Annotated in this window: 13 protein-coding genes; 11 read left to right on the top strand and 2 right to left on the bottom strand. The window is 70.1% G+C overall.

Translation table 11 applies throughout. The features are described from left to right. Positions 1-234 precede the first annotated feature (234 nt). On the bottom strand, positions 235-1,806 hold the full coding sequence (locus tag ACWEPL_RS47600; protein ID WP_363972135.1) for a glycoside hydrolase family 10 protein: 1,572 nt from the start codon (positions 1,804-1,806) through the stop codon (positions 235-237). A gap of 130 nt (positions 1,807-1,936) precedes the next feature. Beyond that, positions 1,937-4,078, bottom strand: coding sequence for an elongation factor G-like protein EF-G2 (locus tag ACWEPL_RS47595; protein ID WP_355198435.1), 2,142 nt, complete (start codon positions 4,076-4,078; stop codon positions 1,937-1,939). Positions 4,079-4,223: 145 nt separating this feature from the next. Between ACWEPL_RS47595 and pgsA the strand changes: the two genes are divergently transcribed. The 11 genes from pgsA to pdxT all read left to right on the top strand — a co-directional run bounded on the left by pgsA (position 4,224) and on the right by pdxT (position 14,694). Next, positions 4,224-4,847 carry a phosphatidylinositol phosphate synthase gene (gene pgsA, locus ACWEPL_RS47590; protein ID WP_350727160.1) on the top strand — a complete coding sequence of 208 codons (624 nt, stop codon included), beginning with the start codon at positions 4,224-4,226 and terminating at the stop codon, positions 4,845-4,847. Continuing rightward, positions 4,844-5,752: a phosphatidylinositol mannoside acyltransferase gene (locus ACWEPL_RS47585; RefSeq protein ID WP_363972131.1), complete on the top strand. Its 909-nt coding sequence runs from the start codon at positions 4,844-4,846 to the stop codon at positions 5,750-5,752. Before pgsA ends, ACWEPL_RS47585 begins: the two co-directional genes overlap by 4 nt. Then, a complete protein-coding gene (locus tag ACWEPL_RS47580; protein ID WP_452440140.1) occupies positions 5,749-6,879 on the top strand; it encodes a glycosyltransferase family 4 protein in 1,131 nt (376 codons plus the stop codon). Before ACWEPL_RS47585 ends, ACWEPL_RS47580 begins: the two co-directional genes overlap by 4 nt. Then, entirely contained in the window at positions 6,876-7,418 is a 543-nt protein-coding gene (locus ACWEPL_RS47575) for a hypothetical protein (protein WP_355198438.1), read from the top strand. Before ACWEPL_RS47580 ends, ACWEPL_RS47575 begins: the two co-directional genes overlap by 4 nt. Before the next feature lie 61 nt (positions 7,419-7,479). Then, positions 7,480-8,499 carry a DUF3048 domain-containing protein gene (locus ACWEPL_RS47570; protein WP_363972127.1) on the top strand — a complete coding sequence of 340 codons (1,020 nt, stop codon included), beginning with the start codon at positions 7,480-7,482 and terminating at the stop codon, positions 8,497-8,499. Positions 8,500-8,613: 114 nt separating this feature from the next. Beyond that, the gene (gene pdxS, locus ACWEPL_RS47565; protein WP_350727165.1) at positions 8,614-9,528 is read left to right on the top strand and encodes a pyridoxal 5'-phosphate synthase lyase subunit PdxS; all 915 of its coding nucleotides are present in this window, start codon (positions 8,614-8,616) and stop codon (positions 9,526-9,528) included. 217 nt (positions 9,529-9,745) lie between these two features. Then, positions 9,746-11,422, top strand: coding sequence for an alkaline phosphatase D family protein (locus ACWEPL_RS47560; protein WP_452440139.1), 1,677 nt, complete (start codon positions 9,746-9,748; stop codon positions 11,420-11,422). Between the two features lie 87 nt (positions 11,423-11,509). After that, a complete protein-coding gene (locus ACWEPL_RS47555; RefSeq protein WP_185077116.1) occupies positions 11,510-11,938 on the top strand; it encodes a MarR family winged helix-turn-helix transcriptional regulator in 429 nt (142 codons plus the stop codon). A 47-nt stretch (positions 11,939-11,985) separates the two neighbouring features. Continuing rightward, positions 11,986-13,191, top strand: coding sequence for an MFS transporter (locus ACWEPL_RS47550; RefSeq protein ID WP_452440138.1), 1,206 nt, complete (start codon positions 11,986-11,988; stop codon positions 13,189-13,191). 12 nt (positions 13,192-13,203) lie between these two features. Further along, a complete protein-coding gene (locus ACWEPL_RS47545) occupies positions 13,204-14,052 on the top strand; it encodes an endonuclease/exonuclease/phosphatase family protein (RefSeq protein ID WP_452440137.1) in 849 nt (282 codons plus the stop codon). A gap of 63 nt (positions 14,053-14,115) precedes the next feature. Next, positions 14,116-14,694, top strand: a complete 579-nt coding sequence (pdxT, locus tag ACWEPL_RS47540) for a pyridoxal 5'-phosphate synthase glutaminase subunit PdxT (protein WP_363972120.1) — start codon at positions 14,116-14,118, stop codon at positions 14,692-14,694. The last annotated feature ends 1 nt before the right edge of the window (position 14,695 follow it).

The following is a 14,695-nucleotide window of genomic DNA, read 5'->3' as shown; positions in this document are numbered from 1 at the left end:
GCCGCGTTCGATGCCGAGGAGATCGAGCAGATCGTCACGGAGGAGCTGGGCGGGTCGGCCATGTTCGCCTCCCGGTTCAGTGCGGGTTCCGGCGTGGTGCGGGGCCGATGTGGTGTGCTCTCCGCGTGGTGCGGGCCCAGGGCGGCGCGGGCCCGGTGTGGTGCGGGCCCAGGGCGGCGCGGGCCCGGTGTGGTGCGGGCCCAGGGCGGCGCGCTTTCCGCGTGGGTGGCGGTGTCAGGGGGCCGGGGTCTTGACCTTGGTGGTCTTGCTTTCGTGGCCGAGCCGGTCCACGGCCGTGACCGCGTAGGTCCCGTCCGGCGCGGCCGTGAACGACGGGCTCGTCACGACGGCGACCAGGTTGCGGGCGTCCGTGCCGTGGCAGTCCTTGCCGGACTTCGGCACCTGGTACACCGCGTACGTCCGCGCCCCCTGGGACGGCTTCCAGGACAGCTGGGTGCCGTTGGCCTTGAGCCCGGCGGGGGCGGGAGGGGCGGAGCCGCCGCGTTCCTTGATCAAGGGCAGCAGGGCGGGGCGGGAGTAGTGGTTCTTGGCGACGCGGTCCACGGACCCGAGAGGGTTGTCCAGGAAGTTCTTGGCGCTGAAGTAGACCTCGCCCTTGACCTGCTTGTGGTCACGGTTGACGCCCACCTCGGCGGCCAGCTCGCCGGGCTTCGTCCAGGCCCGGTCGTCCTTGGCGCCCACCCGGTAGAGCCCCTGGCCGATGTACAGCTGCACGTCCGTGCCCTTGACCTCGTCGGACCACCAGGCCGCCAGCGTGTCGTAGTCGGCCAGCTTGTGGCCGCGCGGCCAGTAGAGCTGCGGGAGCACGTAGTCGACGGTGCCCGACTTGATCCAGGCGCGCGCGTCCGCATAAATCGAGTCGTACGCGGACATGCCCGAAGTGTCCGAGCCGGTCGGGTCGTTCGACTTGTTGCGCCAGATGCCGAAGGGGCTGATCCCGAACTTGACGTACCCCTTGGCGTCGTGGACGGCCTTGTCCACCTGGGCGACGAGCGTGTTGACGTTGTCGCGCCGCCAGGCGGCGAGCTTCTTGCCGTCGCCGTACTTCGCGAACGCCGCCGCGTCGTCGAACTTCTGCCCCGCCGCCGGATACGGGTAGAAGTAGTCGTCGAAGTGCACCCCGTCGATGTCGTACCGGGACACCACGTCCGTGATGACCTTGGTCACGTGGTCGCGGACGGCGGGCAGGCCCGGGTTGTAGTAGAGGCGGCCGCCGTACTTGATCGTCCAGTCGGGGTGCTTGCGCGCCGGATGGCCGGCGGGCAGCTTGGCGGTGCTGTCGCCGTAGGAGGCGCGGTACGGGTTGAACCAGGCGTGGAACTCCATGCCGCGCTTGTGCGCCTCGTCGATGAGGAACGGCAGCGGATCCCAGCCGGGGTCCTTGCCGGCCGTGCCCGTCAGATATTGGGTCCAGGGCTCCAGCGACGACTTGTACAGCGCGTCGGAGGCGGGCCGGACCTGGACGAAGACCGCGTTGAGGTTGCGCTTGGCGGCGCCGTCGAGGATCTTGACGTACTCGGCCCGCTGCCGGTCGGGCGAGAGCCCGGTCTTGGAGGGCCAGTCGATGTTCTGGGTGGTGGCGATCCACACCCCGCGCAGCTCGCGCTTGGGATAGCGGGCGTCGGCCTTGCAGGCCGCGGCGGATGCGTCGGGTGCGGCGGCGACGGCCGTCTTCTTCTTGGTCGCTGCTGGGCTCTCCCCGGCCCCGGGGCCGAACACGTAGGCGGCGGAGGTGGTGACGACCGCGAGAGCAGCAGCGGCTAGGAGTGGGCGTCCAGTTCGCATAATGCCACCCAGTGTGGCAGTTGCTCCGGCATGCTCGGTACGAAAAAAAGAAATCGACTCGTGATGCTTCTGTGACAAAAGTAAACGGCTGGGCCGGGAGGGAGCAAAGCCCTCCCGGCTCTGTCCAGCCTCAGTCCGCGGTGACGGCCACTTTGCTCGCGAGGTTCGGCGGAAGGGGCTCGTAGCGCAGGAAGGCCCGCTGGAACGTCCCGGTGCCGTGCGACATGGATCTCAGGTCGATGGCGTACCGGGTGATCTCCAGCTCGGGCACCTCGGCCTTGACCAGCGTACGACCCGTGCCGACGGGCTCCGTGCCGAGCACCCGCCCGCGCCGCGACGACAGGTCGGACATCACCGACCCCACGTAGTCGTCGGCGACGAGCACCGACAGCTCGTCCACCGGCTCCAGCAGCAGCGTCGGCACCTTCGCCGCCGCCTCCTTCAGCGCGAGCTGGCCGGCGATCTGGAAGGCCATGTCGGAGGAGTCGACCGAGTGCGCCTTGCCGTCGTACAGGGTGACGCGCACGTCCACCATCGGGTAGCCGGCCACGACGCCCCGCTCCATCTGGGCCCGCACGCCCTTCTCCACCGACGGGATGAACTGCCGCGGCACGACGCCGCCCACGATCTTGTCCACGAACTCGAACCCGCCGCCCGACGGCAGCGGCTCGACCTCGAGGTGGCAGATCGCGTACTGGCCGTGGCCGCCGGTCTGCTTGACGTTGCGGCCCATCGCCTGGCACTTGCCGCCGAACGTCTCGCGCAGCGGCACCCGCAGGTCGACCCGCTCGACCTCGACGCCGTGGCGCTTGGCCAGGCGGTCGAGCAGCACGTCGGTGTGCGCCTCGCCCATGCACCACAGGACGAGCTGCCTGGTCTCGGCGTTGTTCTCCAGCCGCAGGGTCGGGTCCTCGGCCACCAGCCGGGCCAGGGCCTGCGACAGCTTGTCCTCGTCGGCCTTCGACTTGGCCCTGATCGCCACCGGCAGGAGCGGGTCGGGCATGGCCCAGGCGGTCATCAGGAGCGGCTGCTCGACCTCGGACAGGGTGTCACCGGTCTCGGCCCGCGACAGCTTGGCCACCGCGATGATGTCGCCCGCGACGCCCTTGGCCGCGGGACGCTGCTGCTTGCCCAGCGGGCAGGTCAGGGTGCCGATGCGCTCGTCCACGTCGTGGTCCTCGTGCCCGCGGTCGGCCAGGCCGTGCCCGGACACGTGCACGGTCATGTCGGGGCGCAACGTGCCCGAGAAGACGCGTACGAGGCTGATGCGGCCCACGTACGGGTCGCTGGTGGTCTTGACGACCTCGGCCACGAGCGGGCCGTCGGGGTCGCAGGCGATGTTCTTGACCGGCTTGCCCGACAGGTCGGTGATCTCGGGCAGCGGGTGTTCGAGGGGCGAGGGGAAGCCCTGGGTCATGATCTCGAGGATCTCCGGCGCGCCGACGCCGAGCCCGCTGCACAGCACCGGGTAGAAGCTGCCGCGCGCGACGGCCTTCTCCAGGTCCTCCACCAGGACCTTGGTGTCGATGGGCTCGCCTTCGAGATAGCGCTCCATGAGCGATTCGTCTTCGCTCTCCTGGATGATCCCCTCGATCAGCTCGCCACGGCGCTCCTCGATCTGCGCCGCGTAGTCCGGGCCGGGCTCCTTCTCCGTGCGGGTGCCCGTGGCGTAGTTGTAGAACTTCTGCGACAGCAGCCCGATCAGGCCGTTCACGTGGCCGTTGGTGATGACGGGCAGGTAAAGGGGCGCGACGCCGTCGCCGAAGACGTCCTGGCACGTCACGAGGACCTCGTCGAAGTCGGCCCGCTGGTGGTCGATCTTGGTGATCACCACCGCCCGCGGCATGCCGACCTGGGCGCACTCCTCCCACAGCATCTGGGTGAGGCCGTCGATCCCCTCGGAGGCGGAGACCACGAACAGCGCGGCGTCCGCCGCGCGCAGTCCCGCGCGCAGGTCGCCCACGAAATCGGCGTAACCGGGGGTGTCGAGAAGGTTGATCTTGATGCCGTTGTGCACCAGCGGCGCCACGGCGAGGTTGACCGACCGCTGCTGACGGACCTCCACCTCGTCGAAGTCGCTGACCGTGTTGCCGTCCTCCACCCGGCCGGCGCGCTGGACGGTGCCGGTCGCGGCCAGCAGCTGCTCGGCGAGGGTCGTCTTACCCGCTCCTGAGTGGCCGACCAGCACGACATTGCGTATCGCATCCGCCCTGTCGGCCGTGGGTGCCCTGCCCGCGGCTCCCGCAGTGCCACCGGTGTTCTTCTCTGCCACAACAGCCTCCCACGTCGCCGGATGTTCCAACGACCGCGCCCCAGCGGAGGGTGTCTGGAAACCGCATGGACGCGGTGTGTTCACCAAATACCCCTGTGGCGGATATCACAAGGGGGGTGGGGCAAAGAAAGTTGTCAGGCGTTCCATGGCCTACGATCGGACCGCGATGCTCAAACTCCTGCGCCCGGCCATGACCCGGATACTCACCCCGCTGGGCAGGGCCCTCGTCGGCCGCGGGATCGGCCCGAACGCCGTCACGGCGATCGGCACCCTCGGCACGGTCGTGTCCGCCCTGCTCTTCTTCCCCCTGGGTCAGCTGACCTGGGGCGCTCTCGCGATCACCGTCTTCGTGCTCTTCGACCTGCTCGACGGCGTGGTGGCGAGGCTCGGCGGGAAGGGCGGCTCCACCTGGGGCGCGTTCCTCGACTCGACGTTCGACAGGGTGGCCGACGCGGCCATCTTCGCCGGGCTGATCCTCTACTTCATCTCCAAGCACGACACGCTCATGGCGGCCGTGACGCTGGTGTGCCTGATCGCGGGCTCCCTGGTGTCGTACGCCAAGGCCAGGGCGGAGGGGCTCGGGCTCACGGCCGACGTGGGGCTGGCCGAGCGGCCCGAGCGGCTGGTCGTCGCGCTCGTCGCGGCCTGTTTCGCGGGGCTCGGCGTTCCGTACATTCTTCCCGTGGGCATGTGGCTGCTCGCCGCGGCCAGCGTGTTCACCGTGGGGCAGCGCGTGGTGGCCGTCCACCGGCAGACGAGGGAGAGATGAGCGACAAGGCGTCCTTCGGTGATCGTGTCGTGGCCGCGGGGTTCGCGGCGGGCTGGAAGCTCGTGCCGCTGCTGCCCGAGCGCCCGACGGCCGCGGTCTTCCGCTTCCTGGCCGACCGGATCTGGAGCAGGCGGGGCAAGTCCGTACGCCGCCTGGAGTCCAACCTGGCCAGGGTGACCGGGCTCGACGCGGGCAGCCGCGAGATGCGCGAGCTCAGCAGGGCCGGCATGCGCTCGTACTTCCGCTACTTCCACGAGATCTTCCGGCTGCCGTCGATGAGCGTCGAGGAGATCGTGCGGCGCAGCCACACCATCGGGGCCGAGCACGTCCACACCAACGTGGCGGCCGGGCGGGGCGTGGTGCTGGCGCTGCCCCACATGGGCAACTGGGACCAGGCGGGGGCGTGGCTGGTGGGCATCGGCCATCCCTTCACGACGGTGGCCGAACGGCTCAAGCCGGAGTCGCTGTTCCGCCGGTACGTGGCCTTCCGCGAAGGGCTCGGCATGGAGGTGCTGCCGCTGACCGGCGGCGACGGGCACAACTTCGGCACGCTGGCCACCCGCGTGCGCAAGGGCGGCGTCGTGTGCCTGCCCGCCGAGCGCGACCTGACCAAGGGCGGCGTCGAGGTGCGCTTCTTCGGCGCGGCCACCAAGGTTCCCGCCGGGCCGCCGCTGCTGGCCGTGCAGACGGGGGCCGCGCTGCTCCCGGCCATCCTCTACAACGTCGGCGACGACTGGGGCATCCACATCCACGAGGAGGTCCCGGTCCCGGCCGAGGGCACCCGGCAGGAGAAGGTCGCGGCGGTGGCGCAGGGGCTGACCGACGTGTTCGAGAAGGGCATCTCCGAGCACCCGGAGGACTGGCACATGTTGCAGCGGCTCTGGCTGGAAGACCTCGCGCGATGAGGATCGGCATCGTCTGCCCCTACTCGTGGGACATGCCGGGCGGGGTCAAGCAGCACATCGACGACCTGGCCCAGGCGCTGATCGCGCAGGGGCACGAGGTGTCGGTGATCGCGCCGGCGGCCGACGACGACGAGCTGCCCCCGTACGTGACGGGCGCGGGCCGGGCGGTGCCGGTGCCGTACAACGGGTCGGTGGCCAGGATGTCGTTCGGCTTCCTGTCGGCCGCGCGCGTGCGGCGGTGGGTGCGTACGGGCGGGTTCGACGTGCTGCACATCCACGAGCCGCTGATCCCGAGCCTGGGCGTGCTGGCCTGCTGGGCGGCCAGGGGGCCGATCGTGGCCACGTTCCACGCCTCGTTCACGCGCTCGCGGGCCATCGCGGTGGCCGAGCCGTTGCTGCGCAGCGCGCTGGAGAAGCTGATGGGCCGCATCGCGGTCTCCGACGCGGCCCGCAAGAGCCTGGTCGAGCAGTTCGGCGGCGACGCCGTGCTGATCCCCAACGGCGTCACCGTCTCCCGCTACACCGACGCCGAGCCGCTCGACGGCTGGGGTCCCGACGGCGCCACGATCGGCTTCCTCGGCCGGATGGACGAGGAGCGCAAGGGCCTGCCGATCCTGCTCGACGCGTTCAGGACCCTCGCGGCCGAGCGGCCGGGCCTGAAGCTGCTCCTGGCCGGGCCCGGCGACGCCAAGGACGTCTACGAGCGGGTGCCGAAGGAGTTCCACGACCGGGTGACCGTGCTGGGCATGGTGAGCGAGGCCGACAAGATCCGCGCCTACCACTCGGTCGACGTGTTCTGCGCGCCCAACACGCGCGGGGAGAGCTTCGGCATCGTGCTGGCCGAGGCCATGGCGTCCGGGGCGACGGTGCTGGCCAGCGACATCCCGGCCTTCCGCAGGGTGCTGGGCGAGGGGCAGGCGGGCGCGCTGTTCGCCAACGGCGACGCCGGCTCGCTGGCGCGCGAGGCCGGCGCGCTGCTCGACGCGCCCGAGCGGCGGGCCAAGCTGGCCGCCGAGGCGCTGGTGGCGGTGCGGAAGTACGACTGGTCGACGGTGGCGCGGGACGTCGTACGCGTCTACGAGACGGTCGCCACGAGCGGGGCGGGGCGCGTGGAGGAAGATCTGTGACATCCACCATCATCGTGCTGGTCGTGGGCCTCGTCGTGGTGCTCACGGCCGTCTACATCTCCTGGCGCGCGGGCCGGCTCGACCGCCTGCACATCCGGCTGGAGCTGGCCCAGGAGTCGCTGGACGCCGCGCTGATGCGGCGCAGGGCGGTGGTGCTGGAGCTGGCCGGCTCGCGCCTGCTCGACCCCGCGACCTCCCTGGTGCTGGCCGCCGCGGCGCACGAGGCCAGGAGCGCGGGCCCGGAGGAGCGCGAGCACGCCGAGAGCGACCTGTCGCGCACCCTGCGCGCGGTCGTGGACCAGGAGCGGTTCAGGGAGAAGCTGGCGGAGTCGCCCGGTGGTGGCGATCTGCTGGACGAGCTCGACTCGGCGGTGGCCAAGGTCGTCTACTCGCGCCGCTTCTACAACAATGCTGTTGCGGTCACGCGGGCGGCGCAGCGGCGCTGGCTGGCCAGAACCCTCCGCCTGGCGGGCCATACCGAATATCCGCAATTCTTCGAAATCGATGACAATCCGCCGGCGGCTATGGCAACTGAATGACCTCATTTGAGGAAGCCAGTAAGCTTCATCCCGTTTTCGGGCTGAAGCGAGGAGTGTTCACGTGCGGCTACCCCGGATGATCACGGTCACACTGGCCGGAGCGGCGGTGCTGCTGCCTGTCGCGGCCTGCTCCTCCTCGGAGGCGCCCGCCCCGGGTAAGGCGCCCCAGGCCGCCACGGCCGCGCCCAGCGAGGAGCCCACCGAGGCGCCCGAGGGCCACCCCTTCACGGGCAAGCCGTACGACGGCCTGAAGCCGGTGCTCGCGGTGAAGATCGAGAACACCGCGGCGGGCAAGCCGCAGCTCGGCCTCAAGAGCGCGGACATCGTCTACATCGAGCAGGTCGAGGCCGGCCTGACCCGGCTCATGGCGATCTTCTCCTCCAAGGTGCCGGCGAAGGTGGGCCCCGTCCGCAGCGCCCGCATCTCCGACCTGCACATCACGCCGCAGTTCGGCAAGCCGGCCTTCGCCTACTCGGGCGTGCAGACCAAGATGCTGCCGTTCGTGGCCAAGGCGTCGCTGTTCGACGTCGGCGACACGCGCAACCCCGGCGCGTACTTCCGCCAGCCGGGCCGCTTCGCCCCCTACAACCTCTTCGCCAACACCAAGGACCTCCTCGGCAAGGCCCCCAAGGCGAGCAAGGCCAAGGACATCGGCTTCACCTTCGGCGACGCCCCGGCCGAGGGCGGCGTGGACAAGAAGTCGTACAGCGTCAAGTGGCCCGCGGCGCGCTTCACCTTCGCCTGGTCGGAGGAGAAGAAGCAGTGGCTGATCTGGCAGGACGGCAAGAAGGACATGGCGGCGGAGGGCGGCCAGCTCGGCGCGCCCACGGTGGTCATCCAGTACACCAAGACCGAGCGCTCGGAGTTCCACGACAAGAACCAGAGCTACACGCCGCTCGTGCACACCACGGGCAAGGGCAAGGCGATCGTGCTGCGCGACGGCAAGGCGTACAAGGCGAACTGGGAGCGGGAATCCGAGGACACCGGTACGACGTTCACCACGGAGAGCGGCGACCCGATGAACTTCGCGCCCGGCCAGGTCTGGGTGGCGCTCGCCAGCCGCAAACCCGTCATCCCCTAGCGCCTATCTGTCCAAGTATGGCGATAAATCCTGACATCTTGGCATGTCGGGGGAGGGGTCCTTCAGGACCTACCATGGGGTTGATAACTTACCGAAGCCGTGAGAGCCGTGAGGATGACCGTGTCGACCAGCACGCCTGAAAGCACCCCCGTCACCGGAACCGCCCGTGTCAAGCGTGGCATGGCCGAGATGCTCAAGGGCGGCGTCATCATGGACGTCGTCACCCCCGAGCAGGCCAAGATCGCCGAGGACGCCGGCGCGGTGGCCGTCATGGCCCTCGAGCGCGTGCCCGCCGACATCCGCGCCCAGGGCGGGGTGTCCAGGATGAGCGACCCCGACATGATCGACGGCATCATCGCGGCCGTGTCGATCCCCGTGATGGCCAAGGCCCGCATCGGCCACTTCGTCGAGGCCAGGGTCCTGCAGGCGCTCGGCGTCGACTACGTGGACGAGTCGGAGGTGCTGACCCCCGCCGACTACGCCAACCACATCGACAAGTGGCAGTTCACCGTGCCGTTCGTGTGCGGGGCCACCAACCTGGGCGAGGCCATGCGCCGCATCACCGAGGGCGCGGCCATGATCCGCTCCAAGGGTGAGGCCGGCACCGGCGACGTCTCCAACGCCGTCACCCACATGCGCACGATCCGCGCCGAGATCAAGCGCCTCACCTCGCTGCCCGAGGACGAGCTCTACGTCGCGGCCAAGGAGCTGCAGGCCCCGTACGAGCTGGTCGTCGAGGTCGCCAAGACCGGCAAGCTGCCGGTCGTGCTGTTCACCGCGGGCGGCATCGCCACCCCGGCCGACGCCGCGATGATGATGCAGCTCGGGGCCGAGGGCGTGTTCGTGGGCTCGGGCATCTTCAAGTCGGGCGACCCGGCCAAGCGCGCCGCGGCCATCGTCAAGGCCACCACCTTCTACGACGACCCCGACGTCATCGCCAAGGTCTCGCGCGGCCTGGGCGAGGCCATGGTCGGCATCAACGTCGACGAGATCCCGCAGCCGCACCGCCTGGCCGAGCGCGGCTGGTAGGCGGCGCGTCGTTGCGGCTCGCCCGGCCCGCCCGTGTGACATGATCACGTACGGCAGGCGGAGGCACACCACAGCGTGACGATGAAAATCGCCAGAAGAGGCGGCATCCGCGAAGGATGTCGCCTTTTTGGTGTTGTGTGGCGTTCACCAAGTAGTCATGATCTTCAGTAAAGCTACCTGGCGTCCCCCTCACCCTTGATCGTCACAGGAGCGTCTCGTGTCCAAGCTGAACCGCCGGCACTTTCTGGTCACAGGGTTAGCGGCGGGCGCCGCCGTGACCATCCCCGCGACCGCCGCCTTCGCCGATCCCGGCACCGATCCCGACGTCGCGGCGGCTTCGCGCGAGCTGCGTACCGACCCCTTCACGCTCGGCGTCGCCTCCGGCGACCCGGACCACGAGGGCTTCGTCCTGTGGACCAGGCTCGCCCAGGAGCCGCTGGCCGAGGACGGGTTCGGCGGCATGCCGCAGCGGCCGTTCCCGGTGCAGTGGCAGGTGTACGCCGACGAGAACTGCCGCCGCGTCGTCCGCTCCGGCGTGAGCGTGGCCACGCCCGAGTGGGGCCACAGCGTGCACGTCGAGGTCGACCGGCTGGGCTCCGACCGCGAGTACTGGTACCGCTTCCGCGTCGGCAAGTACGTCTCGCCGGTCGGACGGGCCCGCACCGCGCCGCACCCGCTCTCGTACGGGAGCTCGCTGGCCATGGCGTTCGTCTCGTGCGCCCAGTACGAGCACGGCTACTTCACCTCGTACCGCAGGCTGGCCGAGGACAACCCGGACCTCGTCCTGCACCTGGGCGACTACCAGTACGAGTACACCAAGGACACCTACACCATCCCCGGCGGCAACGTCCGCGACCACGAGGGCCCCGAGACCGAGACCCTGGCCAACTACCGCCAGCGCCACGCCCAGTACAAGGCCGACCCCGACCTGCAGGCCGCGCACGCCGCCGCGCCGTGGCTGGTGGTGTGGGACGACCACGAGGTCGACAACAACTGGGCCGACGAGATCCCCGAGAAGCCCGAGGTCCCCCAGCCGAACTTCCTGGCCAGGCGCGAGGCCGCCTTCCGCGCCTACTACGAGAACATGCCGCTGCGCCGCACCTCCATCCCGCGCGGCATCGACATGCAGCTCTACCGGCGGATCCGGTGGGGGCGGATGGCCATGTTCCACATGCTCGACACCCGCCAGTACCGCGACGACCAGGGCTGCGGTGACGGCTACCGCGACTGCCCGGCCGCCGTGGACCCGGCGCGCTCGATCACGGGGAACGAGCAGGAGTCCTGGCTGCTGGACGGCTTCCACCACTCCCGCGCGCAGTGGGACATCATCGGCCAGCAGGTCTTCTTCGCCCAGCGCGACAACAACGCCGGCCCCGCCAAGATCACCAGCCAGGACGCCTGGGACGGCTACGTCGCCTCCCGGCAGCGCATCACCCAGGGCTGGGTGGACGCCAAGGTGCGCAACGCCGTCGTGCTGACCGGCGACGTGCACGCCCACTGGGCCAGCGACCTCAAGCTGAACTACGACGACCCGACCGGGCCGTCGGTGGGCGCCGAGCTGGTGGCCACCTCGATCTCGACAGGCGGCAACGGGGCGGACTCCGACCCGTCCACGCACCCGTTCCTGGCGATCAACCCGCACCTGAAGTTCTACAACAACCAGCGCGGTTACGTGCTGACGAAGATCGAGCGGGACCAGATGACCGCGGACTTCAGGGTGGTGCCGAAGGTGCAGACCCCGGGAGCCGAGGTCTACACGCGGGCCACGTTCGTCGTGGAGGACCGGGTGCCGGGGGTGCAGCAGACGTACCTGAGGCCGCTCGACCCGACGCTGCGTGCCCAGCAGCAGCTGACCGTGGAGGAGACGGTCCGCCTGGAGACCGAGCGTCCCTGACGATCGTTCCGGAGAGCGGCACCCCGGCCCGGGGTGCCGCTTTTCTTTCGGCGGAATATTAGCCAGGCTAAGTTAGTTGGGCTAAGCATGAGGGACGACCCCACCCGCCTGGCCGAGCAGGTCTCCACGGTGCTGCGCCACCTGGTCCTCCTGCTCAGGCGCACCGTCGCCGGCCAACCCGTCACCAGCCAGCAGTACGCCGTGCTCGGCTCGCTCGAACCCGGCCCGCGCCGCATGACCGAGCTGGCCGAGGAGCACGCCGTCCAGCTGCCCACCATGACCGTGCAGATCAACCGCCTGGAGGACGCCGGCCTGGTGGCGCGCGGCTCCGACCCGGCCGACGCCCGCGTCAGGACGGTGGAGCTGACCGGCGAGGGCCGCGACCGGCTGCTCGCCGTGCGGCGGGCCAGGATCGCCCACCTCAGCCAGGAGCTGGCCGCGCTCACCGACGACGAGCGCGCCACGCTGGCGGCCGCGCTGCCCGTCCTGGCCAAGCTCGGCCGCAACCCCCGGTAAAGCCCGGCAAAGCCCGGTAAAGCCGCAACCCCCGGTAAAGGAGCCCCATGCAATCCGGCGGCGGAATTCTTCGCCAGCCCACGTCCGTCTGGGCCACCGCGTTCGCCGCGGTCGTGGCCTTCATGGGCATCGGCCTCGTCGACCCCATCCTCCCCTCCATCGCCCAAGGTCTGAAGGCCACCCCCAGCCAGGTGTCGCTGCTGTTCACCAGTTACTTCCTGGTGACGGCGGTGGCGATGCTGATCACCGGCTGGGTCTCCAGCCGCATCGGAGGCAAGCGGACGCTGCTGGCCGGGCTCGCGCTCGTCATCGTCTTCGCCGCGCTCGCCGGCACCTCCACCAGCGTCGGCGAGCTCGTCGGCTTCCGCGCGGGCTGGGGCCTGGGCAACGCGCTGTTCGTGGCCACCGCGCTGGCCGTCATCGTGGGCGCGGCCAGCGGCGGCGCCGAGGCCGCGATCATCCTGTACGAGGCCGCGCTCGGCCTGGGCATCTCCGCCGGCCCGCTGGTGGGCGCCCTGCTCGGCGACTGGAACTGGCGGGCCCCGTTCTTCGGCACCGCCACCCTCATGGCCGTCGGCTTCGTCCTGATCGTCACCCTGCTCAAGGCCACCCCCAAGCCCGCGGCCAGGACCAGCCTCGCCGCCCCGATCAAGGCGCTCGCCCACGGCGGCCTGTCCACCACGGCCTTCACCGCGCTCTTCTACAACTTCGCGTTCTTCACCGTGCTGGCCTTCACCCCGTTCATCCTGCACATGTCGCCGTACGGCATCGGCGCCGTCTTCTTCGGGTGGGGCGTCTGCGTGGCGCTGGCCTCGGTGTTCGGCGCGCCGCCGCTGCAGCGCAAGATCGGCTCGGTGAACGTGCTGCACCTGGCGCTGGCGCTGCTGGCGGTGTTCCAGATCGGCATCGCGCTGTCCGGACATGTCGGGATCATCCTGTTCACCGTGCTGTCCGGCATCCCCATCGGCCTCAACAACACCGTCTTCACCGAGTCGGCCATGGAGGTCTCCGACGCGCCCAGGCCCGTCGCCTCCGCGGGCTACAACTTCGTGCGCTGGATGGGCGGCGCGCTGGCCCCGTTCATCGCCACCAAGCTGGGGGAGGAGATCGGCGTCGCCGTCCCGTACGCGCTGGGCGCCGCCTGCTGCTTCGTCGGCATGGCCATCCTCTACGTCCGGCGCCACCACCTGCGCGTCCTGAGCCGGGTGGACACCGACCACACACTCCAGGACGCCGTGGCTCCCGCTGGTTGATAATTTCCTGACATGGTGGGACCTGTCCTGTTACTCGTGGCCGGATTGCTCGCGGCTCCCCCGAGAGCCGAGCTGTCCGTGATGACCTGGAACGTCTGCGCGGGCACCAACTCGGCGTGCCCCCTCTACCGCGCGGGCGCGCTCGAACTGGCGCAGAGCATCGGCGGTTACGCGATCAAGAACGGCCCTCCTGACGTGATCTTCCTGCAGGAGTTCTGCACGGGCGCGGCCGGCACGCTCGAACTCTGGCTGGAACAGCGCACCGGTCGGAACTGGACCATCGGCTCATGGGGCCTGACCTCCCACGACGGCACCCCGTACGCCTGCCACCCCGACCGCCTCGGCCGCCCGCGCGGCGCGCAGAGCATCGCGGTCGCCGTGGCGGGCGACGCCGCCACCTTCGAGGCCCACCCGCTGCCCGCCCCGCCCTGGTACGTCACGCGCGCCGTCCTCTGCGCCACCGTCCCCGCCAGGAAGGTGCGCGCCTGCGGCACCCACCTGTCCTCGGGCCGGGCCGACGACGACCGCCAACCGGGCGCCCCCTACCGGACCAGGCAGATCAGGCGGCTGCTCGAGATCGCGGCCGAGCCGGGACACCGCACGATCCTCGGCGGAGACCTCAACGTGGCGCCCCCGGACAGCGGATACGGCAGCGCCGCCGGCCGCCGGGCCGTCGCTCCGCTCTACCGCGCGTACCAGGAATGCGACCAGCGCGGCACGCGGCGCACCGGCCGGTGGACGAGGGAGGGTAAAAAGCTCGATTACCTGTTCGCGCCCGAAGGCACGGTGCGGAGCTGCCGCGTCGGGCGGGACGTGACGCTGTCCGACCACAAGCCCGTCCACGTCAAAGTGGCCCCTTAGGAAGATCCCAGGCCATCCTGGTGTTGAATTGTCGGAACCCGCACCCAGACGGAAGGATCGACTGTGCCCACGATCGGTGTACTCGCTCTCCAGGGAGACGTGCGCGAGCATGCGCGCATGCTTCAGGAGGCAGGAGCGTCGGCCACCGCCGTGCGCCGACCGGCCGAGCTGGACGCGGTCGACGGCCTGGTCATCCCCGGTGGGGAGTCGACCACGATGTGGAAGCTCGCCGAGACCTTCGACATGCTGGAGCCGCTGCGGATGCGGATCAAGGAAGGCATGCCCGCCTACGGGTCCTGCGCCGGCATGATCATGCTGGCCGACAGGATCGAGGACGGAGTCGCCGGACAGCAGACGATCGGCGGCATCGACATGGTGGTCAGGCGCAACGCGTTCGGCCGCCAGGTCGACTCCTTCGAGTCCGACCTGGACTTCGCGGGGGAGCGGGTGCACGCGGTGTTCATCCGCGCTCCCTGGGTCGAATCCATCGGCGGCGACGTCGAAGTGCTGGGCAGGTGCGAGCCTGGGGATAGGATCGTCGCGGTCCGTCAAGGGCCGTTGCTCGCGACGTCGTTCCACCCCGAGCTGACCGGGGACGCGCGCGTGCACCGTTACTTCGTAGACATGGTGAGGGAGCTCTAGG

Source organism: Nonomuraea sp. NPDC004186 (genome assembly GCF_053603495.1).
This window is presented reverse-complemented; position numbering and strand designations above follow the sequence as displayed.